Origin of the sequence: Pseudomonas sp. NLJ1, from assembly GCF_049486705.1 — a bacterium.
Taxonomy (GTDB): Bacteria; Pseudomonadota; Gammaproteobacteria; order Pseudomonadales; family Pseudomonadaceae; genus Aquipseudomonas; species Aquipseudomonas inefficax.
On the sequence record NZ_CP137735.1, the window covers coordinates 480,452 to 501,697 of the forward strand.

17 protein-coding genes are annotated in these 21,246 nt (G+C 65.6%); 2 read left to right on the forward strand and 15 right to left on the reverse strand.

The annotated features are described in order from the left end of the window. Positions 1-9: 9 nt before the first annotated feature. The 4 genes from R9B85_RS02135 to R9B85_RS02150 all read right to left on the reverse strand — a co-directional run bounded on the left by R9B85_RS02135 (position 10) and on the right by R9B85_RS02150 (position 4,454). Positions 10-2,106 carry a putative bifunctional diguanylate cyclase/phosphodiesterase gene (locus R9B85_RS02135; protein ID WP_207879841.1) on the reverse strand — a complete coding sequence of 699 codons (2,097 nt, stop codon included), beginning with the start codon at positions 2,104-2,106 and terminating at the stop codon, positions 10-12. Between the two features lie 126 nt (positions 2,107-2,232). After that, positions 2,233-2,727, reverse strand: coding sequence for a GNAT family N-acetyltransferase (locus R9B85_RS02140; RefSeq protein ID WP_207879839.1), 495 nt, complete (start codon positions 2,725-2,727; stop codon positions 2,233-2,235). A gap of 164 nt (positions 2,728-2,891) precedes the next feature. Next, the gene (gene catC / locus R9B85_RS02145; RefSeq protein ID WP_013973066.1) at positions 2,892-3,182 is read right to left on the reverse strand and encodes a muconolactone Delta-isomerase; all 291 of its coding nucleotides are present in this window, start codon (positions 3,180-3,182) and stop codon (positions 2,892-2,894) included. Positions 3,183-3,332: 150 nt separating this feature from the next. After that, positions 3,333-4,454 (reverse strand): muconate cycloisomerase family protein, encoded by a 1,122-nt coding sequence (locus R9B85_RS02150; protein WP_313855332.1) that lies wholly within the window; start codon positions 4,452-4,454, stop codon positions 3,333-3,335. A 135-nt stretch (positions 4,455-4,589) separates the two neighbouring features. Here R9B85_RS02150 and catR point away from each other — a divergent pair, with 135 nt between their 5' ends. Both catR and R9B85_RS02160 read left to right on the forward strand, forming a co-directional pair. Continuing rightward, complete coding sequence (catR, locus tag R9B85_RS02155) at positions 4,590-5,504, forward strand: HTH-type transcriptional regulator CatR (protein ID WP_207879835.1); 915 nt, start codon at positions 4,590-4,592, stop codon at positions 5,502-5,504. 160 nt (positions 5,505-5,664) lie between these two features. Continuing rightward, positions 5,665-6,999 (forward strand): D-serine ammonia-lyase, encoded by a 1,335-nt coding sequence (locus R9B85_RS02160; protein ID WP_423770780.1) that lies wholly within the window; start codon positions 5,665-5,667, stop codon positions 6,997-6,999. 162 nt (positions 7,000-7,161) lie between these two features. Here the strand turns inward: R9B85_RS02160 and R9B85_RS02165 are convergent, their stop codons facing one another. The 11 genes from R9B85_RS02165 to R9B85_RS02215 all read right to left on the reverse strand — a co-directional run bounded on the left by R9B85_RS02165 (position 7,162) and on the right by R9B85_RS02215 (position 21,228). Next, positions 7,162-7,995 (reverse strand): helix-turn-helix transcriptional regulator, encoded by an 834-nt coding sequence (locus R9B85_RS02165; protein ID WP_243432486.1) that lies wholly within the window; start codon positions 7,993-7,995, stop codon positions 7,162-7,164. A 53-nt stretch (positions 7,996-8,048) separates the two neighbouring features. After that, positions 8,049-9,461 carry an aminotransferase gene (locus tag R9B85_RS02170; RefSeq protein WP_252378734.1) on the reverse strand — a complete coding sequence of 471 codons (1,413 nt, stop codon included), beginning with the start codon at positions 9,459-9,461 and terminating at the stop codon, positions 8,049-8,051. 34 nt (positions 9,462-9,495) lie between these two features. Then, complete coding sequence (locus R9B85_RS02175; RefSeq protein WP_423770781.1) at positions 9,496-10,599, reverse strand: polyamine ABC transporter substrate-binding protein; 1,104 nt, start codon at positions 10,597-10,599, stop codon at positions 9,496-9,498. A 273-nt stretch (positions 10,600-10,872) separates the two neighbouring features. Beyond that, the gene (locus tag R9B85_RS02180; RefSeq protein WP_112253233.1) at positions 10,873-11,574 is read right to left on the reverse strand and encodes an NAD(P)H-dependent oxidoreductase; all 702 of its coding nucleotides are present in this window, start codon (positions 11,572-11,574) and stop codon (positions 10,873-10,875) included. A 43-nt stretch (positions 11,575-11,617) separates the two neighbouring features. Further along, a complete protein-coding gene (locus R9B85_RS02185; RefSeq protein WP_423770782.1) occupies positions 11,618-13,033 on the reverse strand; it encodes an aldehyde dehydrogenase family protein in 1,416 nt (471 codons plus the stop codon). Next, positions 13,026-14,216 carry a pyridoxal phosphate-dependent aminotransferase gene (locus R9B85_RS02190; RefSeq protein ID WP_252378732.1) on the reverse strand — a complete coding sequence of 397 codons (1,191 nt, stop codon included), beginning with the start codon at positions 14,214-14,216 and terminating at the stop codon, positions 13,026-13,028. The genes R9B85_RS02185 and R9B85_RS02190 overlap by 8 nt, the downstream gene beginning before the upstream one ends. Before the next feature lie 24 nt (positions 14,217-14,240). Then, the gene (gene alr / locus R9B85_RS02195) at positions 14,241-15,470 is read right to left on the reverse strand and encodes an alanine racemase (RefSeq protein WP_112252684.1); all 1,230 of its coding nucleotides are present in this window, start codon (positions 15,468-15,470) and stop codon (positions 14,241-14,243) included. Positions 15,471-15,504: 34 nt separating this feature from the next. Continuing rightward, entirely contained in the window at positions 15,505-17,112 is a 1,608-nt protein-coding gene (locus R9B85_RS02200; protein ID WP_112252685.1) for a 5-guanidino-2-oxopentanoate decarboxylase, read from the reverse strand. After that, entirely contained in the window at positions 17,105-19,222 is a 2,118-nt protein-coding gene (locus tag R9B85_RS02205) for an acetate--CoA ligase family protein (protein ID WP_423770783.1), read from the reverse strand. The genes R9B85_RS02200 and R9B85_RS02205 overlap by 8 nt, the downstream gene beginning before the upstream one ends. A gap of 17 nt (positions 19,223-19,239) precedes the next feature. Next, on the reverse strand, positions 19,240-20,400 hold the full coding sequence (locus R9B85_RS02210) for an acyl-CoA dehydrogenase family protein (protein WP_039613897.1): 1,161 nt from the start codon (positions 20,398-20,400) through the stop codon (positions 19,240-19,242). A 33-nt stretch (positions 20,401-20,433) separates the two neighbouring features. Beyond that, on the reverse strand, positions 20,434-21,228 hold the full coding sequence (locus tag R9B85_RS02215; RefSeq protein WP_286919416.1) for an enoyl-CoA hydratase/isomerase family protein: 795 nt from the start codon (positions 21,226-21,228) through the stop codon (positions 20,434-20,436). Positions 21,229-21,246 lie beyond the last annotated feature (18 nt).

Consider the following 21,246-nt stretch of genomic DNA (forward strand, 5'->3'; position numbering starts at 1 on the left):
CGGGCAACACTACGCCGGCGTCATGACCTGCTTCAACCGCTCGTTCGCCGGTGCCGGTCGCCCATACAGGTAGCCCTGGAAGTGCGAGCACCCCTCCGCCGCCAACCGGCGCATCTGCTCCTCCGACTCCACCCCCTCGGCCGTGGTCTTGATCATCAGGCTGTTGGACAGGTCGGTAATGGCGCGGATGATCGACATCGCCTCGCGGCTGTCGCACATGTCATGCACGAACGACTTGTCGATCTTGATCCGATCGAACGGGAACGAACGCAGGTAGCCCAGCGAGGAATAGCCGGTGCCGAAATCATCCAGCGAAATGGACACGCCCAGGTCCTTCAGTGCACGCAGGGTACGCACGTTTTCCTCGCTGTTGCCCAGCAGCACCGACTCGGTGACCTCCAGCTCCAGCCGCTGTGGCGGCAGGCCGGAGTCGGCCAGCGCCAGAGCCACGCTGTGCACCAGGTTGGCATTCTTGAACTGCACCGCCGATAGGTTGACCGACACCGTCTGCTCACTGTCCCAGCTGGCCGCCTCCTGGCAGGCCAGGTTCAGCGCCCGGGTGCCAAGTTCATGGATCAGGCCGGTTTCCTCGGCAATGGGGATGAAGTCCATGGGCATGACCATGCCGCGGGTCGGGTGGTCCCAGCGCAGCAACGCCTCATAGCCGGTAACGCTGCTGGTCTGCTGGTCGACCACCGGCTGGTAGTGCAAGTGCAACTGGCCCAGGTGCAGCGCGGTGCGCAGGTCGGTTTCCACCAGGCGGCGCTGGCGGGCGGCGACGTCCAGTTCGACGTTGAAGCACTCGTAGCGGTTGCGACCGTTGCGCTTGGCCTCGTACAGCGCCATGTCGGCGTAGCCCAGCAGTTGCTCGGCCTGGTCGCTGTCATCAGGCGCAATGGCGATGCCGATGCTCACCCCCACCGTGAATTGGTGCCCCTCGATCTGGAACGGTGGGCAGATCGCATTGATCAGGCGCTGCGCAGTGTTGCATGCGGCGTCCCGGCCTTCGAGGCCGGTCAGCACCACGGCAAACTCGTCACCGCCCAGGCGGGCCAAGGTGTCGTGTTCGCGCAGCTCGCGGCGCAGGCGCTTGCCCAGCGCGCGCAGCAGCTTGTCGCCAAAGGCGTGGCCCAGCGAATCGTTGATGTTCTTGAAGTTGTCCAGGTCCAGGCACAGGGCGGCGGTCAGCTTGGCGTGCTCGCTGTCACGCACCAGCGCCTGGCGCAGGCGTTCGTTGAACAGGGTGCGGTTGGGCAGCCCTGTCAGCGCATCGTGGTGCGCCATGTGGTGGATCTGCGCGTGGGCGGCCAGCTCTTCGGTGGCGTCTTCGGCAACGAACAGCACGTAGTCGGCCTGGCCTTCACGGTTCTGGCTAAGCAAGGCGCGGCTGCGCAGGGTGCGTGGGCCACAGGCCGTGTCGACCCGGGTTTCGGCGGCATGGCCCTTGGTGCTGCGGGCACCACGGGCCAGTTGCTGCTCCAGGTAACCGGCAACGCCCGGCCCCAGGCATTCGCCGGGCAACTGCCCGATCATGCTGCGCTGCGGCCCGCCGAACAGGCGTTCGGCCTGCTGGTTGGCCAGCAGGATGCGCTGGCTTTCCAGGTCCTGGACAATGACGCTGGCGGGGATGTTGGCAATCACCGAATCAAGGAACTGCGACAGCTTGGCCATTTCCTGGCTGTACTGCTCGGCCAGTTCCTTGGCCTGCAACAGTTCCCGCTCTTGCCGGTGGTGCTCGGAAATGTCGCGGGTGACCTTGGCGAACCCCACCAGTTGCCCGGCATCGTCGTGCACCGCGTCGATCACCACATGGGCATGGAAGGTCGTACCGTCCTTGCGCCGCCGCGAACCGACCTCTTCGAAGCGCCCGGTGCTGCGCGCCTGCTCCAGGTTGAGCGCGGGCAGCCCTGCGGCGCGCTCGGCATCGGTGTAGAACAGCGAGTAGTGCTGGCCGACGATTTCCTCGGCCAGGTAGCCCTTGGCGCGCTGGGCGCCGGGGTTCCAGTTGGCGACGATACCTTCGGGGGTGAGCAGGTAGAAGGCATAGTCCACCACACTCTGGATCAACAGCCGGTACATGATGTCGGGGCTTGCGACTAGCGACATGATCTTTACCTGGGCCTTCGAAAGGCATGAAAAGGATTGGTGGCATTATGCCTTCGAAGACAATTTTGTGAAGTAGTTCACAAAAAGCCACGATCCCTTCAATTTGCGAGCGAAGGCTGGCAACCCTCAATGGCGGGCGCCCGTCACCAGGAAATTGAGCAAGCCCGGTTCGTCATCCAGGGCTATGGCCTGCGCCGGGCGCGACAGCGCGGCCAACACGCCATTGCAGAAGGCCACAGCAGGCGTGTCCTGGGCGTAACAGCGCATCAGCCAGTCGCCCTCGCCGCCCAGCAGTTGCAACGCCACCGCCCGGCCGATGCCCTGTCGGCGGTACTTTTTCAGGATGAACAGATCGGCCAGTTCGAAGGCGTCGATGCCTGGCAACTCGCTGCGTTCGACCAGCACGAAACCAGCGATGAAGCCGTCTGCCAGCACCAGGTACGCGCCCCAGCCATCGGCCTGCCAGTAACGTTGCAGGTGCTCGTCATGGATATAGAAGCGGCCGTCCACTTCGACGTCTTCCTGCTCCCAGTCCGAGGACTCGTAGGCGTAGAACTGGTAGAGGTTGCGAATCAGCGAGGCCTGGTCGGCAGTGGTTGCCAGCAGTTCGATGGGCAGCATGGTGCGGGGGCTCGGGTAAAAAGGCGGATTCTAGATCAAACGCCCCTGGCAGCAAAAAGCCCAGGCCCTCCCCGCACGGAAAGGCCCAGGCAAAACAAACACGACATATCACTCATTGATTGGCAAGGCCCCTGTGGGAGCCTCGGCGTCTGGACAGGTGCGACTCAGCGGTCGTCGCTGTGAATCGACGAGGGGTGCCGACAAAGGCCGTCGACCTCGATGTCCATGTACGGGAACAGCGGCAGCTGCATCAGCGTATCGTGCAGCGCCTCGACGCTGGGTACATCGAACACGCTGTAGTTGGCGTAGTGCCCGGCAATGCGCCACAGGTGGCGCCAGGTGCCTTCGCGCTGCAGGCGCTGGGCCAGTTCCTTTTCGTCGGCCTTGAGCCGGGCGGCCTTGGCCGGGTCCATGTCGACCGGGAGTTTCACGGTCATCTTCACGTGGAACAGCATGCGGGTTTCTCCTTTCTCTGATTTGCCGCGAACTCTGTGGGAGCGGGTTTACCCGCGAACACGGGCGAAGCCCGTGCCATCCACCGTGTCGCCTGCTTCGCGGCTGAAGCCGCTCCCACAGGGGTTGTTTGTTCTTTCAGCCAGCGTGACTCAGCGGCGGGCGAAGCGCGCCAGGCGCTGTTCATCCAGGGTCAGGCCAAGGCCTGGGGTACGTGGAATGTGCAGCTGGAAGTCGCGGTACTGCGGCGGCTCGTTGACGATTTCTTCGGTCAGCAGCAGCGGCCCGAACAGCTCGGTGCCCCAGGTGAGCTGGCGCAGGGTCAGGAAGGCATGAGCCGAAGCCAGGGTGCCGATCGAGCCTTCGAGCATGGTCCCGCCATACAGGGCGATGCCGGCAGCCTCGGCGATTTGCGCGGTGCGCAATACAGCGCGCGGGCCGCCGTTCTTGGCTATTTTCAGGGCGAAGATGCTGGCCGCGCCGTCGGCGGCCAGGCTGAAGGCGTCCTCGACGCTTTCGATCGACTCGTCGGCCATGATCGGCGCCGGGCTGCGCTGGTTCAGGCGCACCTGGCCGCTGCGGTTGATGCGCGAAATCGGTTGCTCGATCAGGTCGATGCCGTTGTCGCCAAGCACCTGGCAGGCATGGATGGCCTGGGACTCGTCCCAGTACTGGTTGACGTCCACCCGCACGCTGGCCCTGTCGCCCAGCTCGCGCTTGATCGCCACCACATGCTTGAGGTCCTGGGCCAACGGGTTGGCGCCGATCTTCAGCTTGAACACCCGATGCCGGCGAATCTCCAGCATGTGCAGGGCTTCGGCGATGTCGCGGGCGGTGTCGCCGCTGGCCAGGGTCCAGGCCACTTCCAGGCTGTCGCGCATGCGGCCACCCAGCAGTTCGCTGACCGGTAGGCCCAGGCGCTTGCCCTGGGCATCGAGCAAGGCGCTCTCGATACCCGACTTGGCAAAGGTGTTGCCCTTGGCCAGCTTGTCCAGCTTGAGCATGGCGGCGTTGATGTTGTCTGCCGGCAGGCCGATCAAGGCCGGCGCCAGGTGCGCATCGATGTTCGCCTTGATGCCCTCGGGGCTTTCGTAGCCATAGGCCAGGCCGCCGATGGTGGTGGCCTCGCCGATGCCTTCCACGCCATCGCTGCAGCGAACGCGCAATACCACCAGGGTCTGCTGCTGCATGGTGTGCATCGCCAGCTTGTGCGGGCGAATGGTCGGCAGGTCGACGATAATTGCCTCGATACGTTCAATCAGCGCGCTTGTCATTGTTGCCAGGTCCCGTAGTTTCGGGCTGCCAGCCGCAGGCCCGAGTGGTGCATTTACTTGCTTGTTCAAGGATTGCGCGAGACCCTGATAGCCGTCCAATATCGAATGAATCTCCCACCATACCCCGGAGGTCTGATGGAGCTGCGCCACCTGCGTTACTTCAAGGTCCTGGCCGAAACCCTGAACTTCACTCGCGCCGCCGAGCTGCTGCACATTGCCCAGCCACCGCTGAGCCGGCAGATCAGCCAGCTAGAGGACCAGCTCGGTACCTTGCTGGTGGTGCGCGAGCGCCCGCTGCGGCTGACCGAGGCGGGTCGCTTCTTCTATGAGCAGAGCTGCACGGTGCTGCAGCAGCTGGAGAACATCAGCGACAACACCCGTCGTATCGGCCAGGGCCAGCGCCAGTGGTTAGGGATCGGCTTTGCCCCCTCGACCCTGTACAAGGTGCTGCCGGAGCTGATCCGTGAGCTGCGCGAGGACAGCGAGCTGGAACTGGGCCTGAACGAAATGACCACGCTGCAGCAGGTGGAAGCACTGAAAAGCGGGCGCATCGACATCGCCTTCGGGCGCATTCGCATCGATGACCCGGCCATTCACCAGCAAGTGTTGTGCGAGGACCCGCTGGTGGCCGTACTGCCCAAGGGCCACCCGCTGGCGGGCAGCCCGCTTACACTTGCCCAGCTGGCTGGCGAGGCGTTCATCCTCTACCCGGCCAACCCGAGGCCCAGCTATGCCGACCATGTGCTGGCACTGTTCGCCCACCACGGCATGAGCATCCGCGTCAGCCAGTGGGCCAACGAACTGCAGACCGCCATCGGCCTGGTAGCCGTTGGCGTGGGCGTGACCCTGGTGCCGGCGTCGGTGCAGCAGCAGCACCGCACGGATATCGAATATGCCGGCCTGCTCGACAGCGGCGCCGTCAGCCCGATCATCCTCAGCCGGCGCAAGGGCGACGTGAGCCCGATCGTGCAGCGCTGCCTGGCATTGATTGCACAACAGGCCGAATGCAGGTGTGCTCCGGCAGGATCAACGGACTGGCTGAATACCTGACCCTGTGGGAGCGGGTTCACCCGCGAACACGGGCGAAGCCCGTGCCATGCACCGAGTTGCATTCTTCGCGGGTAAACCCGCTCCCACAAGGTCCGCGTCTGTCTGTAGGAGCACTCCGTGTCACCCCCCCGGTAATCATCAACCGACAGGAAAACCCAGCATGATTCACGGCAAGACACTGCAAGCATGGTGCAGCTCCCACCCCCTGATCGAAGACCTGGTGGCGCTGCGCGAAACCCGTTGGTTCAACCCGCACATCGCCCCTGCCGCCCAGGCCCTGGCCGATGTCGGCCTGAGTGCCGCCGATGTCAGTGCTGCCAGTGCGCGGCTGGCACGCTTTGCCCCTTACCTGGCCAAGGTGTTCCCGGACACCGCCACCAGCGGCGGCATCATCGAGTCGCCACTGCGCCCGCTGCCCGCCCTGCACGGCACCTTGCTGCAGGCGGCAGCCCTGCCAGCCAGCGGTTCACTCTGGCTCAAGGCCGACAGCGAGCTGCCGATCTCCGGTTCGATCAAGGCCCGTGGCGGTATTCATGAAGTGCTCAAGCATGCAGAAGACCTGGCCCTGGCGGCAGGCCTGATCAGCCTCGACAGCGATTACCAGGTACTGGCCAGCGACCAGGCCCGGCAGTTCTTCAGCAAGTACAAGGTTGCAGTCGGCTCGACCGGCAACCTCGGCCTGTCGATCGGTATCATGAGCGCCAGGCTGGGTTTCCAGGCCACCGTGCACATGTCGGCCGATGCCCGACAGTGGAAGAAGGACAAACTGCGCGCCCATGGCGTGAACGTGGTCGAGTACGAAAGCGACTACAGCGTGGCGGTGGAGCAAGGGCGCCAGCAGGCGGCTGCGGACCCGAGCTGCTACTTCGTCGACGACGAAAACTCGCCACACCTGTTCCTCGGCTATGCCGTCGCGGCCGAGCGGCTGGCTGCCCAGTTCGAGGCCGCGGGAATCAAGGTGGATGCCGAACACCCCTTGTTCGTCTACCTGCCCTGCGGGGTCGGCGGCGGCCCGGGTGGCGTGGCGTTCGGCCTGAAGCTGATCTGGGGCGACCATGTGCACTGCATCTTCGCCGAGCCCACCCACTCGCCATGCATGTTCCTGGGGGTGTATAGCGGTTTGCATGACGCCACCAGCGTGCAGGATTTTGGCATCGACAACCTGACCGCCGCCGACGGCCTGGCGGTAGGCCGCCCTTCCGGTTTTGTCGGCAAGGCGATGCAGCGTTTGCTCGATGGTTATTACACGGTCAGCGACGAGACGCTGTACCGGCTGTTGGTGCTGGCCCATGACCAGGAGAACGCGCGGCTGGAGCCTTCGGCGCTGGCGGGGATGCCGGGCATGGTGAAGGTGCTTGAATCGCCCGAGTACCTGGCGCGCATGGGCCTGTCGGCTGGGCGCATGGAGCGGGCCACGCACCTGGTGTGGGGGACTGGAGGCAGCATGGTGCCGGAGGCAGAGTTTGCGGCCTATCTGGCTAAAGGGCGGGGCTGAAATAAATATTGGGGGGCAGCGCTGTACCTGTGGGAGCGGGTTCACCCGCGAACACGGGCGAAGCCCGTGCCAGCCACCGCGGTGCCTGCTTCGCGGGTGAACCCGCTCCCACACGGATCGCGCCAGCTTTCAGATTCGAGTAAGGCAGTTGCTCTTTTGCTGCTAGGCCGGCAGGTGACCGCCGCGCAACCAGTCGATAAACCGCGCAAACAACTCCGACTGCGAGTTGATCTCCAGCTTCAGGTACAGATTCTTGCGGTGCATGCGCACCGTCTCCGGCGAGATGCCCAGCTCCAGCGCGGTGGACTTCACCGAATGCCCACGCAAGATCATGTGCGCCACCTCCCGCTCACGGTCGGTCAGCACCTGGCAGCCGAAACTGTCGAACGCCGCCTGCAGGCTGCCACGCTCCGCCAGTGCGGGGCCGGGCTCCAGATGGTGGCGGGCGTAGCGCCCCAGCAGTTCGCGTACCATCGGCTCCAGCGCGCGCAGCAGGTCGATCTGCCCTGTACCCAGGCGCGTGCCGCTGCAGCCCTGGAACAGGCTCAACGACAACTTGCGGCCAGCGCTGAGGTCGACGATGTAATAGCTGTCTTCACTGCAACCGGTACCCAGGTAGTAGGCCTTGTAGTAGTCGCTGTCGAAGAAGTTGTCCGGGGCGATTTCCTGCAGGTGGTAGAAGCCCTCGGCCAGGCCGCTCTGCACGGCCAGGCAGAACGGGTCGAGCAGGTAGCCGGCAGTGAAGTAGCGCTCCAGCACGGCGGCGCGGTGCAAGTCGGGGATGCCTTGCTGGTACAGCAGTTGCGGTGCCCGCCCCTGGCACTCGAGGCTGATCATCATCGATTCCACCTGCACCAGCTGGCCGATGGCAGCCGCCACGTGCGCCAGCGCCTCGGGCGTTTCGCTGTGGGCCAATGCGCGCTGCAGCGCCGCATGCCATTGCTGCAGCGCACCCAGTGAAAGGGTAAGCGGAGTGTCGGAAGAGGCCTGGGTCATGCCCGGCAGTCTAGCCTGCCAGGCAGGCCCGCGCACAGCCCTTTGCGCCAGGTTCATCGGCCTTGGTACAGGCCAAGCGCCGTGAGTTCGCGCGCGGTTTCGAGGATGCACTGGCGCAGGGTTTCGACGATCTCGTCCACCTGCGCATGGGTGATGATCAATGGCGGTGACATCACGTTCAGGTGCATGATCGGCCGCACCAGCAGCCCATTGGCCTGGGCCTTGCTGTGGATGCGTTCGCCGATGTTCACTTCGTCGGCGAACAGCGCCTTGCTGGCCTTGTCGGCAACGAACTCGACACAGGCCATCAGCTTCATGCAGCGCACATCCCCCACCAGCGGCAGCTCGCGCAGGCTTTGCAGGCGCTGTTCCAGGTAGCCGCCGACGTCCTTGACGTGCTCCAGCAAATGCTCGCGCTCGATGATCTCGATGTTCTTCAGCGCCGCGGTGCAGCACACCGGGTGACCACTGTAGGTGAAACCGTGGGTGAAGCAGCGGCCCTTGCCCGGCTCGGCGATCACTTGCCAGATGCGCTCGGAGAAGATGCACGCCCCCAGCGGCAGGTAGGCCGAAGTCAGGCCCTTGGCGGTAGTGATGATGTCGGGGGTCACGCCGAACAGTTCCTCGCTGGCGAAGAAGGTGCCCAGGCGCCCGAACGAAGTCACCACTTCGTCGGCGACGAACAGGATGTCGTAGGTCTGGCACAGCTGCCACATGCGCTGGAAGTAGCCCTTGGGCGGAATGATCACCCCGCCCGAGCCCATGATCGGCTCGGCGAAGAACGCCGCCACGTTGTCGGCCCCCAGCGAGAGGATCTTGTCCTCGAACTCGGCCACCAGGAAGTCGAGGAACTCGGCCTCGTCCATGTCGTGCGGCGCGCGGTACGGGTTGGGGTTGGACACGTGGTGGATCAGGTCGTGGTGATAATCGAACTCCGGCACCCGGTCAGCGGCCTTGTTGCCGATCGACATGGTCAGCGTGGTGGAGCCGTGGTAGGCGTTGTAGCGGGCGATGATGTGCTTCTTGTGCGACTTGCCACGGCAGTTCTGGTAGTACTGGATCAGCCGGTAGGCAGTGTCGACCGCGGTCGAGCCGCCAGTGGTGAGGAACACATGGTTCAGGTCGCCCGGTGCCAGTTGCGCAAGCTTCTGGCACAGCTCGATGGCCACATCGTTGGCCATGTCGGAGAACGGGTTGGAATAGGCCAGCTGGCGTACCTGGTCGGCGATGGCCAGGGCCATTTCCTCGCGGCCCAGGCCAATGTTGGTGCACCACATGCCGCCGACGGCATCGAGGAAGCGGTTGCCGTAGGTATCGCGGATGTAGGCGCCCTCGCCGGCAACGATGTTCAGCGCGCCTTGCTCGCGGTGCTCATCGAACACGTGGTAGCCGTGCATGTAGTGGGCCTTGTCGGCTTCCACCAGCGGGTCGTGGGCAATGGCGAATGCTTTGCTTGGGGTGGCCATGGGCAGCTCCTTGGCAGTGATCGTTGGGCAGTGTTCAGAAACCGGCCTTGACCGTGCTCCAGACCCGGGTGATGGCGCGCATGTCCTTCGGGCTCTGGGTTTTCTGTGCGAACAGGCGCTCGCGGGTTTGCGCGTCGGGGTAGATGGCCGGGTCCTGGCGGATCTCGTCGCGCACCAGCGCGGTGGCGGCGGCATTGCTGTTGGCGTAGTGGATGTAGTCGGTGACCTTGGCCATGGTCTGCGGCTGCAGCAGGAACTCGATGAAACGGTGGGCGTTGGCCGCGTGCGGCGCATCCTTGGGGATGTACAGGTTGTCGAACCAGATCAGCGAGCCTTCCTGAGGGATGAAGAACGACAGCTTGATGTCCTTCTTCGCTTCCACCGCGCGGGCCTGGGCGGTGGCGTAGTCACCGGACCAGGTCAGGGCCAGGCAGACATCGCCATTGGGCAGGCTGGTGAGGTAGTTGACCGAGTCGAACTTGCGGATGTACGGGCGAATGCCCAACAGCAGTTGTTCGGCCGCCTTGAGGTCGGCCGGCGATGCGCTGCGTGGGTCCTTGCCCAGGTACTGCAGGGCCAGCGGAATGACTTCGGTCGGTGCGTCCATCAGGGTGACGCCGCAGTCGGCGAAGCGCGAGACGATCTTGGGGTCGAACAGCATGGCCAGCGAGCCGATGGGGGCATCGGGCATGCGTGCGGTGATCTTGTCGACGTTGTAGGTTACCCCCGAGCTGCCCCAGGTGTAGGGCGCCGAGTATTTCAGGCCGGGGTCATAGCCTTGCAGGTTGTTCACCACCTGCTGGTCGAGGTTGTGCCAGCTGGGCAGTTGCTGCTTGTCCAGCGCCTGGAACACCCCGGCACTGATCAGCGGGGGTGCCAGGGCAGCGTTGAGCATGACCAGGTCGTAGCCGGAGCGGCCGGTGAGCAGTTTGGTCTGTACCGTTTCGTAGCCGTCGAAGGTGTCGTAGATGACCTTGATGCCGGTGGCCTTCTCGAAGTCGGCCAGGGTGGTTTCGCCGATATAGTCGGTCCAGTTGTACAACCGCAACGTGTTACCGCTGTCCACCTCTGCCGCCTGGGCCAGGCTGGCACCAGACGCCAGCATCAGACCGCCAATCACCTTCAGTACCTTGCGCATGGCAACTCCATCGTGTGAGTGCTCGGGATCGAGCCGATGGAGGCACTATCGAGGGATTTGCCGAAGGGGGACATACCCCGAATGTGTGGGTGGTCGTTTTTTGGAAGGTGGCGTTGGGAGGGCGGCAGAATGTCGTATGCCGACAGAATTCTGGGGCTGCTTTGCAGCCCTTTCGCGACACAAGGCCGCTCCTACAGGTTGCGCGGATCCTGTAGGAGCGGCCTTGTGTCGCGATGGGCCGCAACGCGGCCCCAGTGGACCGCGCAGGGATAGTCAGGCAAGCGGGTAAAGCGCCTCATCAAACTGCTCCAGGCGCGGGAACACCAGTGGCTGGTCATCCGCCAGCTGCTCCAGGCGCTGCCGATACTGCTGCAGAAAACCCTGCCGCGCCTCATCGCTGATATACGGCACATGCCAGGCCACGAACGGCGGCAGCACCTCGAACCCGACATAGGCCAGCGTGCCGCGCAGGATCGGCCGCAGCATGTCCTCCAGTGGCCCGTGAATGGCTCCATCACCAAACATGTGCTCACGCCCGCCCAGAGTCACGGTCACCAGCGCTTTCTTGCCCGCCAACCCGCCCTGGTCGTAGAAGCGCTTGCCGCCATAGCACACCCCCGACACCAGCACCCGGTCGATCCAGCCCTTGAGCATGGCCGGCGCCGAGAACCAGAAGATCGGGAAGTTCAGCACCAGCAAGTCGGCCCACAGCAGCTTGTCCAGCTCCTGCTGGATATCCGCGGCAAGGGCCCCGCGCTTGACCCCCTGACGCTGCTCCAGGGCATACACCAGATATTCCGGGTTCTCGCGCTGGCTGAAGTCATCGGCGCTGGCCACCGGGTTCCAGCCCATGGCGTACAGGTCGCTGACCTGCACCTGGTGGCCCTGGGCGCGGAAGGTTTCCACGGCCTGGTCACGCAGCGCAGCAGTGAACGATTGCGGCTCGGGGTGAGCATGGACGATCAGTACATTCACAAACATTCTCCTCACACAAAACAGGTTGTCTTCCAGCTGTGGCTCAGCACTGCACCGCTTTCACCTCGACGAACTCCGCCAGGCCCTCCTCGCCCCACTCGCGCCCGTTGCCCGACTGCTTGTAGCCACCGAACGGTGCCTGGTAGTTGAACCCGCCACCGTTGATGAAGCACTGCCCTGCGCGTATCTGCCGCGCCAGGGCCAGACCGTGCTCGCGGCTACCGGCCCACACCGCACTGGACAGGCCGAACGGCGAATCGTTGGCCAGGGCCAGCGCCTGCGCCTCATCGGCATAGGGGATCAGGCACAGCACGGGGCCGAAGATTTCCTCCTGGGCGATACGCATGCGGTTGTCGACGTCGGCGAACAGCGTCGGCGCCACGTAGAAGCCGCGCTCGAAACCGCCTGGCGCATCACCGCCGCACAGCAGGCGAGCGCCCTCCTCCTGCCCCAGGCGAATGTAGTCGAGCACGGTGCGCCGCTGGCCTGCCGAACACATCGGCCCGAGAAAGCTGGCCGGGTCACGCGGGTCACCCATGACCAGCGCACGGGTCTCGGCCTCGGCGATCTCCAGCGCCTCGGCGTAGCGGCTGGCCGGCAGCAGCATGCGGGTCAAGGCCGTGCAGGTCTGCCCCGAGTTGATCATCACGTCCTGCACGCCATGCCGCACCGCCGCGTGCAGGTCGGCATCGGCGGTGATCAGCAGCGGCGACTTGCCGCCCAGCTCCAGGCACACCCGCTTCACCGTCGGCGCGGCCGCCTGGGCCACGCGCACCCCGGCGCCGGTGGAGCCGGTGAACGACACCATGTCCACCTGCGGGTGCCGGGCCAGGGCCTCGCCAACCTTGGCCCCCGGCCCGCTGACCAGGTTGAACACCCCGGCCGGCAGGCCGATGGCCTCGATCATCTCGGCCAGCAGGAACGCATGCAGCGGTGTTTCCTGGCTGGGCTTGGCCACCACCGTGCAGCCAGCGGCCAGGGCCGGCGCCAGCTTGCCAATCATCTGGTGCAGCGGGTAGTTCCACGGGTTGATGAACGCGCACACACCAACGGCTTCGCGGTACACCAGCGAGTTGCCGACTTCGCGCACCTCATCCATCAGCCCGGCCAGTTCGGCGTACTGCTCCAGCCCGGCAATCGGGCCCTCCACCTGTACCGCCTGGCACCACTGCACCGGCATGCCCAGCTCATCGGTAATGACCGAGGCCATTTCCGCCGCGCGGCTTTTCAGCTGTGCGGCCAGCGCCGTTATGTACCCGGCGCGAACGCTGGACGCTGTGCGCGACCAGCCATCGAAGGCCCGCCGCGCAGCCATCACCGCCCGTTCGACATCAGCCTCGGCGCCCAGAGGCACGCGGCCGATGGCCTGTTCGGTGGCTGGGTCGATCACCTCGGCCATGCCCTGCCCGCTCGGCACCTGCCAGGCGCCGTCGATGTACAGCCGCGCATACTCACGCATGGGCCTGCCCCTGCATCAATGCGGCGGCGCAGCGGGCGATGCGCCGGCAAGCGTCGGCCAAGGCCTCGTTACCCAATACCAGGCCCAGGCGGATATGCCCGGCAGCGCTGGGGCCGAAGGCTTCGCCGGCGAGCACCGACACGCCCTGGCTGTCGAGCAGGCGATCAGCGAAGGCCTGGGCGCTGAGGCCGGTCTCACGGATGTCGACCATCACGAACATACCGCCATCGGGCTTGAGCACCTTGATGCCCGGGCAGTCGGCCAACTGCTCGCACACCAGGTCGCGACGCTGGCGATAGGCTTCGCGCATAACATCCAGTTCCGGTAGTTGCTGCTCCAGTGCGACCACGGCGGCGTCCTGGATGAAGTCCGGCGAGCCGTACAGCATGCACAGGGCGAGGTTTTCCAGGTGGGAGGCCAGCTCGGCCGAACCGACCACCCAACCCACCCGCCAGCCGGTCATGGCATGCGACTTCGACAGGCTGTTGAGGGTGGCAGTGCGCTCGGCCATGCCCGGCAGGCTGCCAGGGCTGACATGCTCGCCGTCGTACAGCAGCTCGCTGTACACCTCGTCAGAGATCAGCCACAGATCGTGGGCGATGCACAGTTCGGCAAGCGCTTCCCAGGTGGCACGCGGCAGGCTCGCCCCCGAGGGGTTGTGCGGGCTGTTCAGGGCCAGGGCGCGGGTGCGCGGGGTGATGCGCGTAGCCACGTCACGCGGGCACACCCTAAAGCCGTTCTCCGGCTTGACCGGCACCGGCACCACCTTGGCGCCACAGGCCCCGAACACGGCCTCGTAGGTCACGTACATGGGCTCGGCGACAATCACCTCGTCACCCGGGTCGAGCACGCATTGTGCCACGCAGTACAGGGCGCACTGGGCCCCCGCCAGCACCGTCACATGGTCGGCATCGACGGCCTGGCCGCTGCGCTGCCGGTGGCGATTGGCGATGGCCTGGCGCAGCGCCAGCTTGCCGCGCACATCGGCGTAATGGGTATGGCCCGCATGCAGGCTGTCGATGGCCGCCTCGACGATTGGTGCAGGGGTGTCGAAGTCCGGGTCACCCACCGACAGCAGCAGGATATCCTTGCCCTCGGCCTGCAGCGCCAGGGCGCGGTAGTGGATGTCCCAGGCCGCGGCCCCGTCGCCGGCGATGCGTTGAGTGAGCTTGGCGTAGCGCATGGCAATCTCCCTTCATTGGCGGTTTCAGTCGACGAGAATCTTCGGGTTGGAACTGCCCCATACGGTGTACAGGTCGGCGAGCAGCGCGCCGTTGATTTCTTCCATCTCGGCCTGGGTGATTTCGCCCCCGGCCTGTTTGCCGAACAGCACTACTTCGTTGCCACCCTTCACATCGGGGAAGTCGGTGACATCGACCATCAACGTGTTCATCGACACCTTGCCCACCACCGGCACACGGTGGCCGTTGATCAGCACATGGCCCTTGTTGGTGAACACCCGGCGATAGCCATCGGAGTAGCCGACGGTGATGTTGGCCAGGCGCGAATCCCGCGTCAGGGTGAAGGTGCGGTCATAGCCGACGGTGTTGCCTGCCGGGTAGCTGTGCACCGCTGCCACGTGCGACTTGAACTGCATGGCACGTTGGTATTCGGTGTGCGTCGGCACGGTGTCGCCGAACAGCGCGCCGCCGGTGCGCACCATGTCCAGGCGCGATTCCGGCACTTCCAGCGTAGCGAAGGAGTTGGCGGCATGCAGGGTGAGCTTGCTGCGATCAAGTTTGGCGTGCTTGATCAGCCAGTCGGTCTGCTCGTTGAACGCTGCCAGGCCCTTGCGCACATCGTCCTTGTCTTCCACGGCGAAGTGGGTCATCAGCGCGACCAGCTCGAGGTGCGTCTGGTCGGTGATCTGCAACGCTTCACCCCGGCCGGACCAAGTGGTCATTTCCACACCGTTGCGGCTCATGCCACTGGAATTGAGCGCCATGTGAATGCGCAGCTTCTTGCCGTGGCGTTCGGCGATGGCATCGAGCTGGCGGGCGAACTCGGCGCTGCCGACCAGTTCCTCCATGTCGTACTGCAAGGCATCTTCCACTTCGCTGAGGCTGGCCAGGCGTACCCGCACCAGTTGCCCGGTGAAGCCGCTGGCGCGGACCACGCGGGCCTCTTCGTTGCTGGCCACCGCCACGCAAGGCACGCCCTGGGCGATGATCGACGGCATGACCAGGCCGATACCGTGGCCATAGGCGTCGGCCTTGAGCACGGCGCACAGCTTGGACTTGCCGCCCAGCTCGGCCTGCAAGGTACGAATGTTGTGTTGCAGCGCGCCGGCACTGATTTCGACCCAGGCGTTGCTGTTCTGCGCGGTCAGGGCAGTGGTGCCGTTGTCCATGGACAGGGGTGGTGCAGCATACAGCGGGGCCTGGCCAGTGATCAGCAGAGCGAGGGATGCAGCCAGGAGGGTACGGCGAAATGGCATGGTGGCTTCTCTTGTTATTCGTGGTGTCTGCCGTTTAGCAGACGCAGGTGTGTTTGAGTTCGATAAAGGTGACGCCGGGCGTGGCGAAACCACTGGCCAGATCGGCCTGCAGCGCGTCCAGGTCACGCGGCTGGCGCACCGCGCAACCGAAAGCACGGGCCAGGCCGATGAAGTCCGGGTTGCGCGGCAGTACGCCGACCGGCTCGATGTCCAGGCCGAGCATGTCGTCGCGGATCTGGCCGAGGGCGTCATTGTTCCACAACAGCACGACCAACGGTCGGTCCAGCTCCTCCACTGCCGTGGCCAGTTCTTGGGCGGTGTAGAGGAAGCCGCCGTCGCCCACCAGCACCAGGCCGGGGCGGTGGTCGCTGGCGAACATGCCGCCGATGCCGGCCGGCAGGCCGTAGCCGAGGGTGCCGTAGCCGGTGGGGTGCAGCCAACTGCGCGGCGCCCGGCTGGCAAAGGCGTAGTTGCCGGTATAGGCAAGCTGGGTCATGTCGCTGCTGATGAAGGCATCATCGGGCAGCACGGCGGCAATGCGGTCGAGAATTGCCTGGTGCACGGCCTGCAGCGGCGCATGCCCGCTGCGAATGGCCTGGCGCAGGCTGGCCACGGCTTCGCTGGCCTGGGCCGGGTCACGGTCCAGCGCTGGCAGGTGCTCGAGCAGGCCGGCCAGGGTTTGCCGGGCATCGCCGTGCAGGGCAATGGCACAGGGGTAGAAGTCGTTGAACTTGCGCGGGTCGATGTCCACGCGCAGCAGCTCGCCACTGATTGGCAGGCGCTCGCGCCAGAAGTCGGTATCGGCCATTTCGGTACCCACTGCCAGCACCACGTCGGCCTGGCTGATCAGCTGCCAGCCGGGCTCGACGCACAGGCTGGCGCCGGCATTCAGTGGCGCGTCCACTGGCAGCAGGCCCTTGCCGGCCACGCTGGTGAACAGTGGCGCTGCCAGCCGGGTGCTCAGTTGCTGCAGTTGCTCGGCCGCATGCAATGCCCCACCACCGGCAATGATCATCGGGCGCTTGGCGGCGGCCAGCTTCACGGCGGCCTGGTCGAGGATGTCGCGGCACGGCTGGCCGCGCCCGGGGCGGCGCACCACCTCATCGCTCCAGTCACGACTGACCGGCGCCGCCAGCACGTCCAGCGGCACCGAGATGTGCACCGGGCGCGGCCGTTCGCTGTCGAACACGGCCCAGGCGCGGGCAATCAGTTCGGGCAGGTCGTCGCCGCGCAGGGCCACGGCGGAGAACGCGGTAATCGGCGCGGTCATGGCGCGCTGGTCCTGGGTTTCGTGCAGGCAGCCCCAGCCCTTGCCCAGGCTGGCAGTATGGTTGACGCTGGAAATCACCAGCATCGGAATGGAGTCGGCATAGGCTTGGCCAATGGCAGTGGCGGCATTGGTCACGCCTGGGCCGGTGATGACGAAGCACACCCCTGGTTTGCCGCTTACCCGGGCATAGCCGTCGGCCATGAAGCCGGCGCCCTGCTCGTGGCGGGTGAGTACATGACGGATACCGCTGCCCGGCAGACCACGGTACAGCTCCAGGGTGTGCACGCCGGGGATGCCGAATACCGTCTCCACGCCATAGTTGGCCAGCAGGCGCACCAACGCCTGGCCGGCAGTCTGGGTGGGCTTATTCATCTCGTTCTCCTTGCACTTGGCCGAGGCGGATCAGCGCATCGACCGCGGTGGTGCCGTGGGCACCGACCATCAATGGGTTCACATCCAGCTCCAGCAGTCGCCCGGCGTTTTCGCAGGCGTAGTCGGCCACCGCGCGGATTGCCGCAACCAATGCGTCGAGGTCGGCGGCCGGGCGGCCACGGAAGCCTTGCAGCAGGCTGGCGCTGCGCAGGCTGAGCAGCGCGGCACGGATGGCGTTGTCGGTGGTCGGCAGCAACAGGCTGACGCTGTCCTTGAGTAACTCGACCAGCACGCCACCGGCACCAATCACCAAAGCCAGGGCGAAGTCGTGCTCGCGCTTGATGCCGACGATCAGTTCGGCCAGCGGCGGCTCGGCCATCGGCTCTAGCAGCACCTGGTCGAACGCTACCAGCGGGGCGTAGGCGGCGATGCGCTGGCGCATCTGTACCAGTGCAACCTCCAGGGCGGCAGCATCGCGCAGGTTCAGCGCCACCGCACCGGCTTCGGTCTTGTGCGGCAGTTGCGCGCTGACCGCCTTCAATACCAGCGGATAGCCGACCCGGGTGGCGTCTGCCACAGCGCGCTCGGGTGTACTCAGTACCCCGGCTGGTACTGGCAGGCCGAAGGCACGCAAGGCTTGCTTGGATTGCCATTCGTCCAGCAGCTGGCCCTCGCCCACGAGGGCCTGTGGGCACAGCGGCACCCGCGTAGCCTCACCTTGCTCCAGCAGCCGTTGGCGGTTGCGCTGGTAGGCGACGATGCGGCCCCAGGCTGCCAGGCCATCCTCCACACCCTGCAGGGCGGCGATGCCACGCGCGTGCAAGCGCTCGCGCGCCGAGGCGGGCAATAGCTCCGGGAACGCCGAGGTGACGAAGCCGATCTTGCCGTGGCGTTCCAGCGCATCGCAGTACAGCGCCAGCAGCAGGTCGCATTCCTTGCGTTCGCCGGTGAACGCCGCCGGGTAGTCCAGCACCAGCATGGCCGCGTCGGCTGCACCGCTCAGGGTGCTGTCGAGCATGCGTTGCAGGGCCGCTGCATCACCCCAGATGGCCGTGGTGAAATCCAGCGGGTTGACCAGGTTGGCATAGGCCGGCAGCACCTCGGCCAACTGCGCCACCTGCCCTTGTGAGAGCTTCGGCAGGACCAGCTGGTTGCGCTCGGCATAGTCGGCGATCAAGCCGGCATCGCCACCGGAACAAGCCAGGGCGATCAGCTCGCCATTTACCGGCAAGCGCCCACAGGCGGCGGCCTTGAGGGTTTCAACAAAGCTCACCGGACCACTGACGCGGATCACGCCCAGGCGCTGGAACAGGCTGTCGTACAAGGCATCGGAGCCGGACAGCGAGCTGGTGTGGCTGAGCGCCAGTTCGGCGCCTATCTGCGACACACCGGTCTTCAAGGCAATGATCGGCGTGCCCTGCTGCAATGCCTTGCAGGCGGCACGGGCGAAGCCCGGCACGTTCTTCAGGCCTTCCAGGTGCAGGCCGATGGCGGTTACCCGTGGGTCGTCGAGCAGCACGTCCATCAGCTCGGCCACGCCCAGTTGCGCCTGGTTGCCGACCGAGGCCATGTAGGCCACCGGCAGCGAGCGGTCGCTCATCGACAGGTTGTAGGCAAAGTTGCCGCTCTGGGTGAGGATTGCCACGCCCTTCTCCACCTGCTGGCCACCATGGGCTACCGGCCACAGGGCAGCGCCGTGCAGGTAGTCGAGCAGGCCGTAGCAGTTGGGGCCAAGCAAGGCCATGTTGCCGGCGGCGGCGAGCAGGCGCTGCTGTAGCTGGCGGCCCTCCTCGCCGCTTTCGGCGAAGCCCGAGGCATAGCAGATGGCGCCACCGGCGCCGCGTGCGGCCAGTTCGGCAACGCACTGCAAAGTCAGCTCGCGGTTGGTGGCGATGAACACCGCGTCCGGGGCATAGGGCAAGTCGGCCACCCGCGCCACACAGGGGATGCCTTCGAGGCTGTCATGCTGCGGGTTGACCAGCCACAGCTCGCCGCCAAAGCCACCTTCGGCGCAGCGCTTGAGCGCCCGCGCCATGCTGCGCCCGCCGACGAAGGCCAGGTGCCGGGGGGCCAGCAGGCGCTTGAGGTTGTCACGAATCGAATGCGACATGGGTGTTCTCCTGGCGCTCAGCGCAGCAGCGGGCGCAGCAGTTCGCGGGCGATGATGTGTCGCTGGATTTCCGAGGTGCCTTCCCAGATGCGCTCGATACGTGCGTTGCGCCAGATGCGCTCGACCGGCCCTTCATCCATCAGGCCCATGCCGCCGAAGATCTGTACGGCTTCGTCGGCAACCTTGCCCAGCACCTCGCTGGCGAACAGCTTGGCCATGCCGGCCTCGCCGTCGGTCATGCTGCCCTGGTCCATTTTCCAGGCGGTATGCAGGGTGAGCATTTCCGCGGCGCGAATCTGCGTGGCCATGTCGGCCAGCTTGAACGACACACCCTGGTAGCTGCCGATGGCCTGGCCGAACTGCTTGCGGTCGGCGGCCCACTGCAGCGACAGGTCGAGGGCACGCTGGGCCTGGCCCACGCAGTTGGCGGCGACCATCACCCGGCCGGCGGTCAGCCAGGCGTTGGCCACCTCCCAGCCCTTGCCGACCTCGCCCAGCACCTTGCTGGCCGGCACCCGGCAGTCGTCGAAGAACAGCTCGTAGGTGTGGTAGCCGCGGTTGCTCACGCACTTGGGGCCGCGGCGGATGGTCATGCCCGGGGTGCCACGGTCGACCAGCAAGGCCGTTACCGCATTGCGCTTGCGCCCGTTGTGCTCGTAGGTGTCGGTGACGGCGAAGACAATGGCGAAATCGGCGTGGCCGGCATGGCTGATGAAGTGCTTGCTGCCATTGATGACGAAGTCGTCACCCTGGCGCACGGCACGGGTCTTGATGGCGTTGGCATCGGAGCCGGCGCCCGGCTCGGTGAGGGCAAAGCAGTCGATCTTCTCACCTTGCACGCAAGGCAACAGGTAGTCGTTGATCTGCTCGTCCTTGCAGGCCATGAGGATTTTCGATGGCCGCGCGACGAACACGTGCAGGGCCCAGGACACCTTGGACAGCTCGCGCTCGATCAGCGCCTGGGACAGGTAGTCCAGGCCACCGCCGCCGACTTCCTCGGGCATGTTGAAGGCATAGAACCCGGCGGCGATGGCCTTGCCGCGGATCTGCGCAGCCAGCTCGGGCGACACGGCATCGGCGCGGTCCACTGCCTCCTCATGGGGCAGCAGCTCCTTGGCGACAAAGCTGCGTACCGCTTCCACCAACATTTCTTGTTCTTGGGTCAGTTGGAAATTCATCTGCGAAGGTCCTGGTGAGGGTCGGTTATCGGGTTACTGGCCAGTAAAACGGGGTGCGCGGCGTTCCACCGACGCTTGCAGCGCCTCGGCACCGTCCTGGCTGCGGCCGCACAGCAGGCCGGCCTGGCGCTCGGCTTCCAGCTGTTCGGCCAGGGTGCGCCGGGCACCATCGCGGATCAGCCGCTTGGTTTGCGCATAGGCGAAGGTAGGGCCATTGGCCAGGCGGCCGGCCAGCTCAGCGGCCACGGCGGGCAGTTGCTCATCAGCGCAGACTTCGCTGACCAGCCCGGCCGCCAAGGCACGTTCGGCACCCCACAGTTCATCGAGGAACAACAGGCGCTTGGCCTGCTCGCTGCCGATCAGCCGTGGCAGGTGCCAGCTGGCACCGGCATCGGGGCTGTAGCCCATGCTGGTGTAGCCGGCCTTGAAGCGCGCCGAGGCCGCGGCGATGCGCAGGTCGCAGCACAGGCTGAGGTCCATGCCACCGCCCACGGCGGTGCCGTTGATGGCAGCGATGGTGGGCTTGTCCAGGCTGTGCAGGCGCAACATCAGGGCATGGGCGGTTTCGGTCCAGCCATAGCTTTCCAGGGTGCCCTGGGCCTCGGCCGCGGCCCATTCGGCCAGGTCGGCACCGGCGCAGAAGCTGCGGCCGCTGCCGGTCAGCACCACCACGCGCACGACCGGGTCGCTGTTGCAGGTTTCCAGCAGGGCGTGCAGTTGCTTGAGGGTGGGGATATCCAGCGCGTTGCGCTGCTCGGGGCGGTTGAGGGTGATCCAGGCAACGCCGGCTTCGACCTTGCTCAACAGTGACGACGACGGGGTGGTCATGGGGGGCCTCGGTGTTGT

Coding starts and splice junctions, on each gene's coding strand:
- R9B85_RS02135 (WP_207879841.1), bottom strand. CDS start 2,106: ATGTCGCTAGTCGCAAGCCCCGACATCATGTACCGGCTGTTGATCCAG.
- R9B85_RS02140 (WP_207879839.1), bottom strand. CDS start 2,727: ATGCTGCCCATCGAACTGCTGGCAACCACTGCCGACCAGGCCTCGCTG.
- catC (WP_013973066.1), bottom strand. CDS start 3,182: ATGCTGTTCCACGTGAAGATGACCGTGAAACTCCCGGTCGACATGGAC.
- R9B85_RS02150 (WP_313855332.1), bottom strand. CDS start 4,454: ATGACAAGCGCGCTGATTGAACGTATCGAGGCAATTATCGTCGACCTG.
- catR (WP_207879835.1), top strand. CDS start 4,590: ATGGAGCTGCGCCACCTGCGTTACTTCAAGGTCCTGGCCGAAACCCTG.
- R9B85_RS02160 (WP_423770780.1), top strand. CDS start 5,665: ATGATTCACGGCAAGACACTGCAAGCATGGTGCAGCTCCCACCCCCTG.
- R9B85_RS02165 (WP_243432486.1), bottom strand. CDS start 7,995: ATGACCCAGGCCTCTTCCGACACTCCGCTTACCCTTTCACTGGGTGCG.
- R9B85_RS02170 (WP_252378734.1), bottom strand. CDS start 9,461: ATGGCCACCCCAAGCAAAGCATTCGCCATTGCCCACGACCCGCTGGTG.
- R9B85_RS02175 (WP_423770781.1), bottom strand. CDS start 10,599: ATGCGCAAGGTACTGAAGGTGATTGGCGGTCTGATGCTGGCGTCTGGT.
- R9B85_RS02185 (WP_423770782.1), bottom strand. CDS start 13,033: ATGCGTGAGTATGCGCGGCTGTACATCGACGGCGCCTGGCAGGTGCCG.
- R9B85_RS02190 (WP_252378732.1), bottom strand. CDS start 14,216: ATGCGCTACGCCAAGCTCACTCAACGCATCGCCGGCGACGGGGCCGCG.
- alr (WP_112252684.1), bottom strand. CDS start 15,470: ATGCCATTTCGCCGTACCCTCCTGGCTGCATCCCTCGCTCTGCTGATC.
- R9B85_RS02200 (WP_112252685.1), bottom strand. CDS start 17,112: ATGAATAAGCCCACCCAGACTGCCGGCCAGGCGTTGGTGCGCCTGCTG.
- R9B85_RS02205 (WP_423770783.1), bottom strand. CDS start 19,222: ATGTCGCATTCGATTCGTGACAACCTCAAGCGCCTGCTGGCCCCCCGG.
- R9B85_RS02210 (WP_039613897.1), bottom strand. CDS start 20,400: ATGAATTTCCAACTGACCCAAGAACAAGAAATGTTGGTGGAAGCGGTA.
- R9B85_RS02215 (WP_286919416.1), bottom strand. CDS start 21,228: ATGACCACCCCGTCGTCGTCACTGTTGAGCAAGGTCGAAGCCGGCGTT.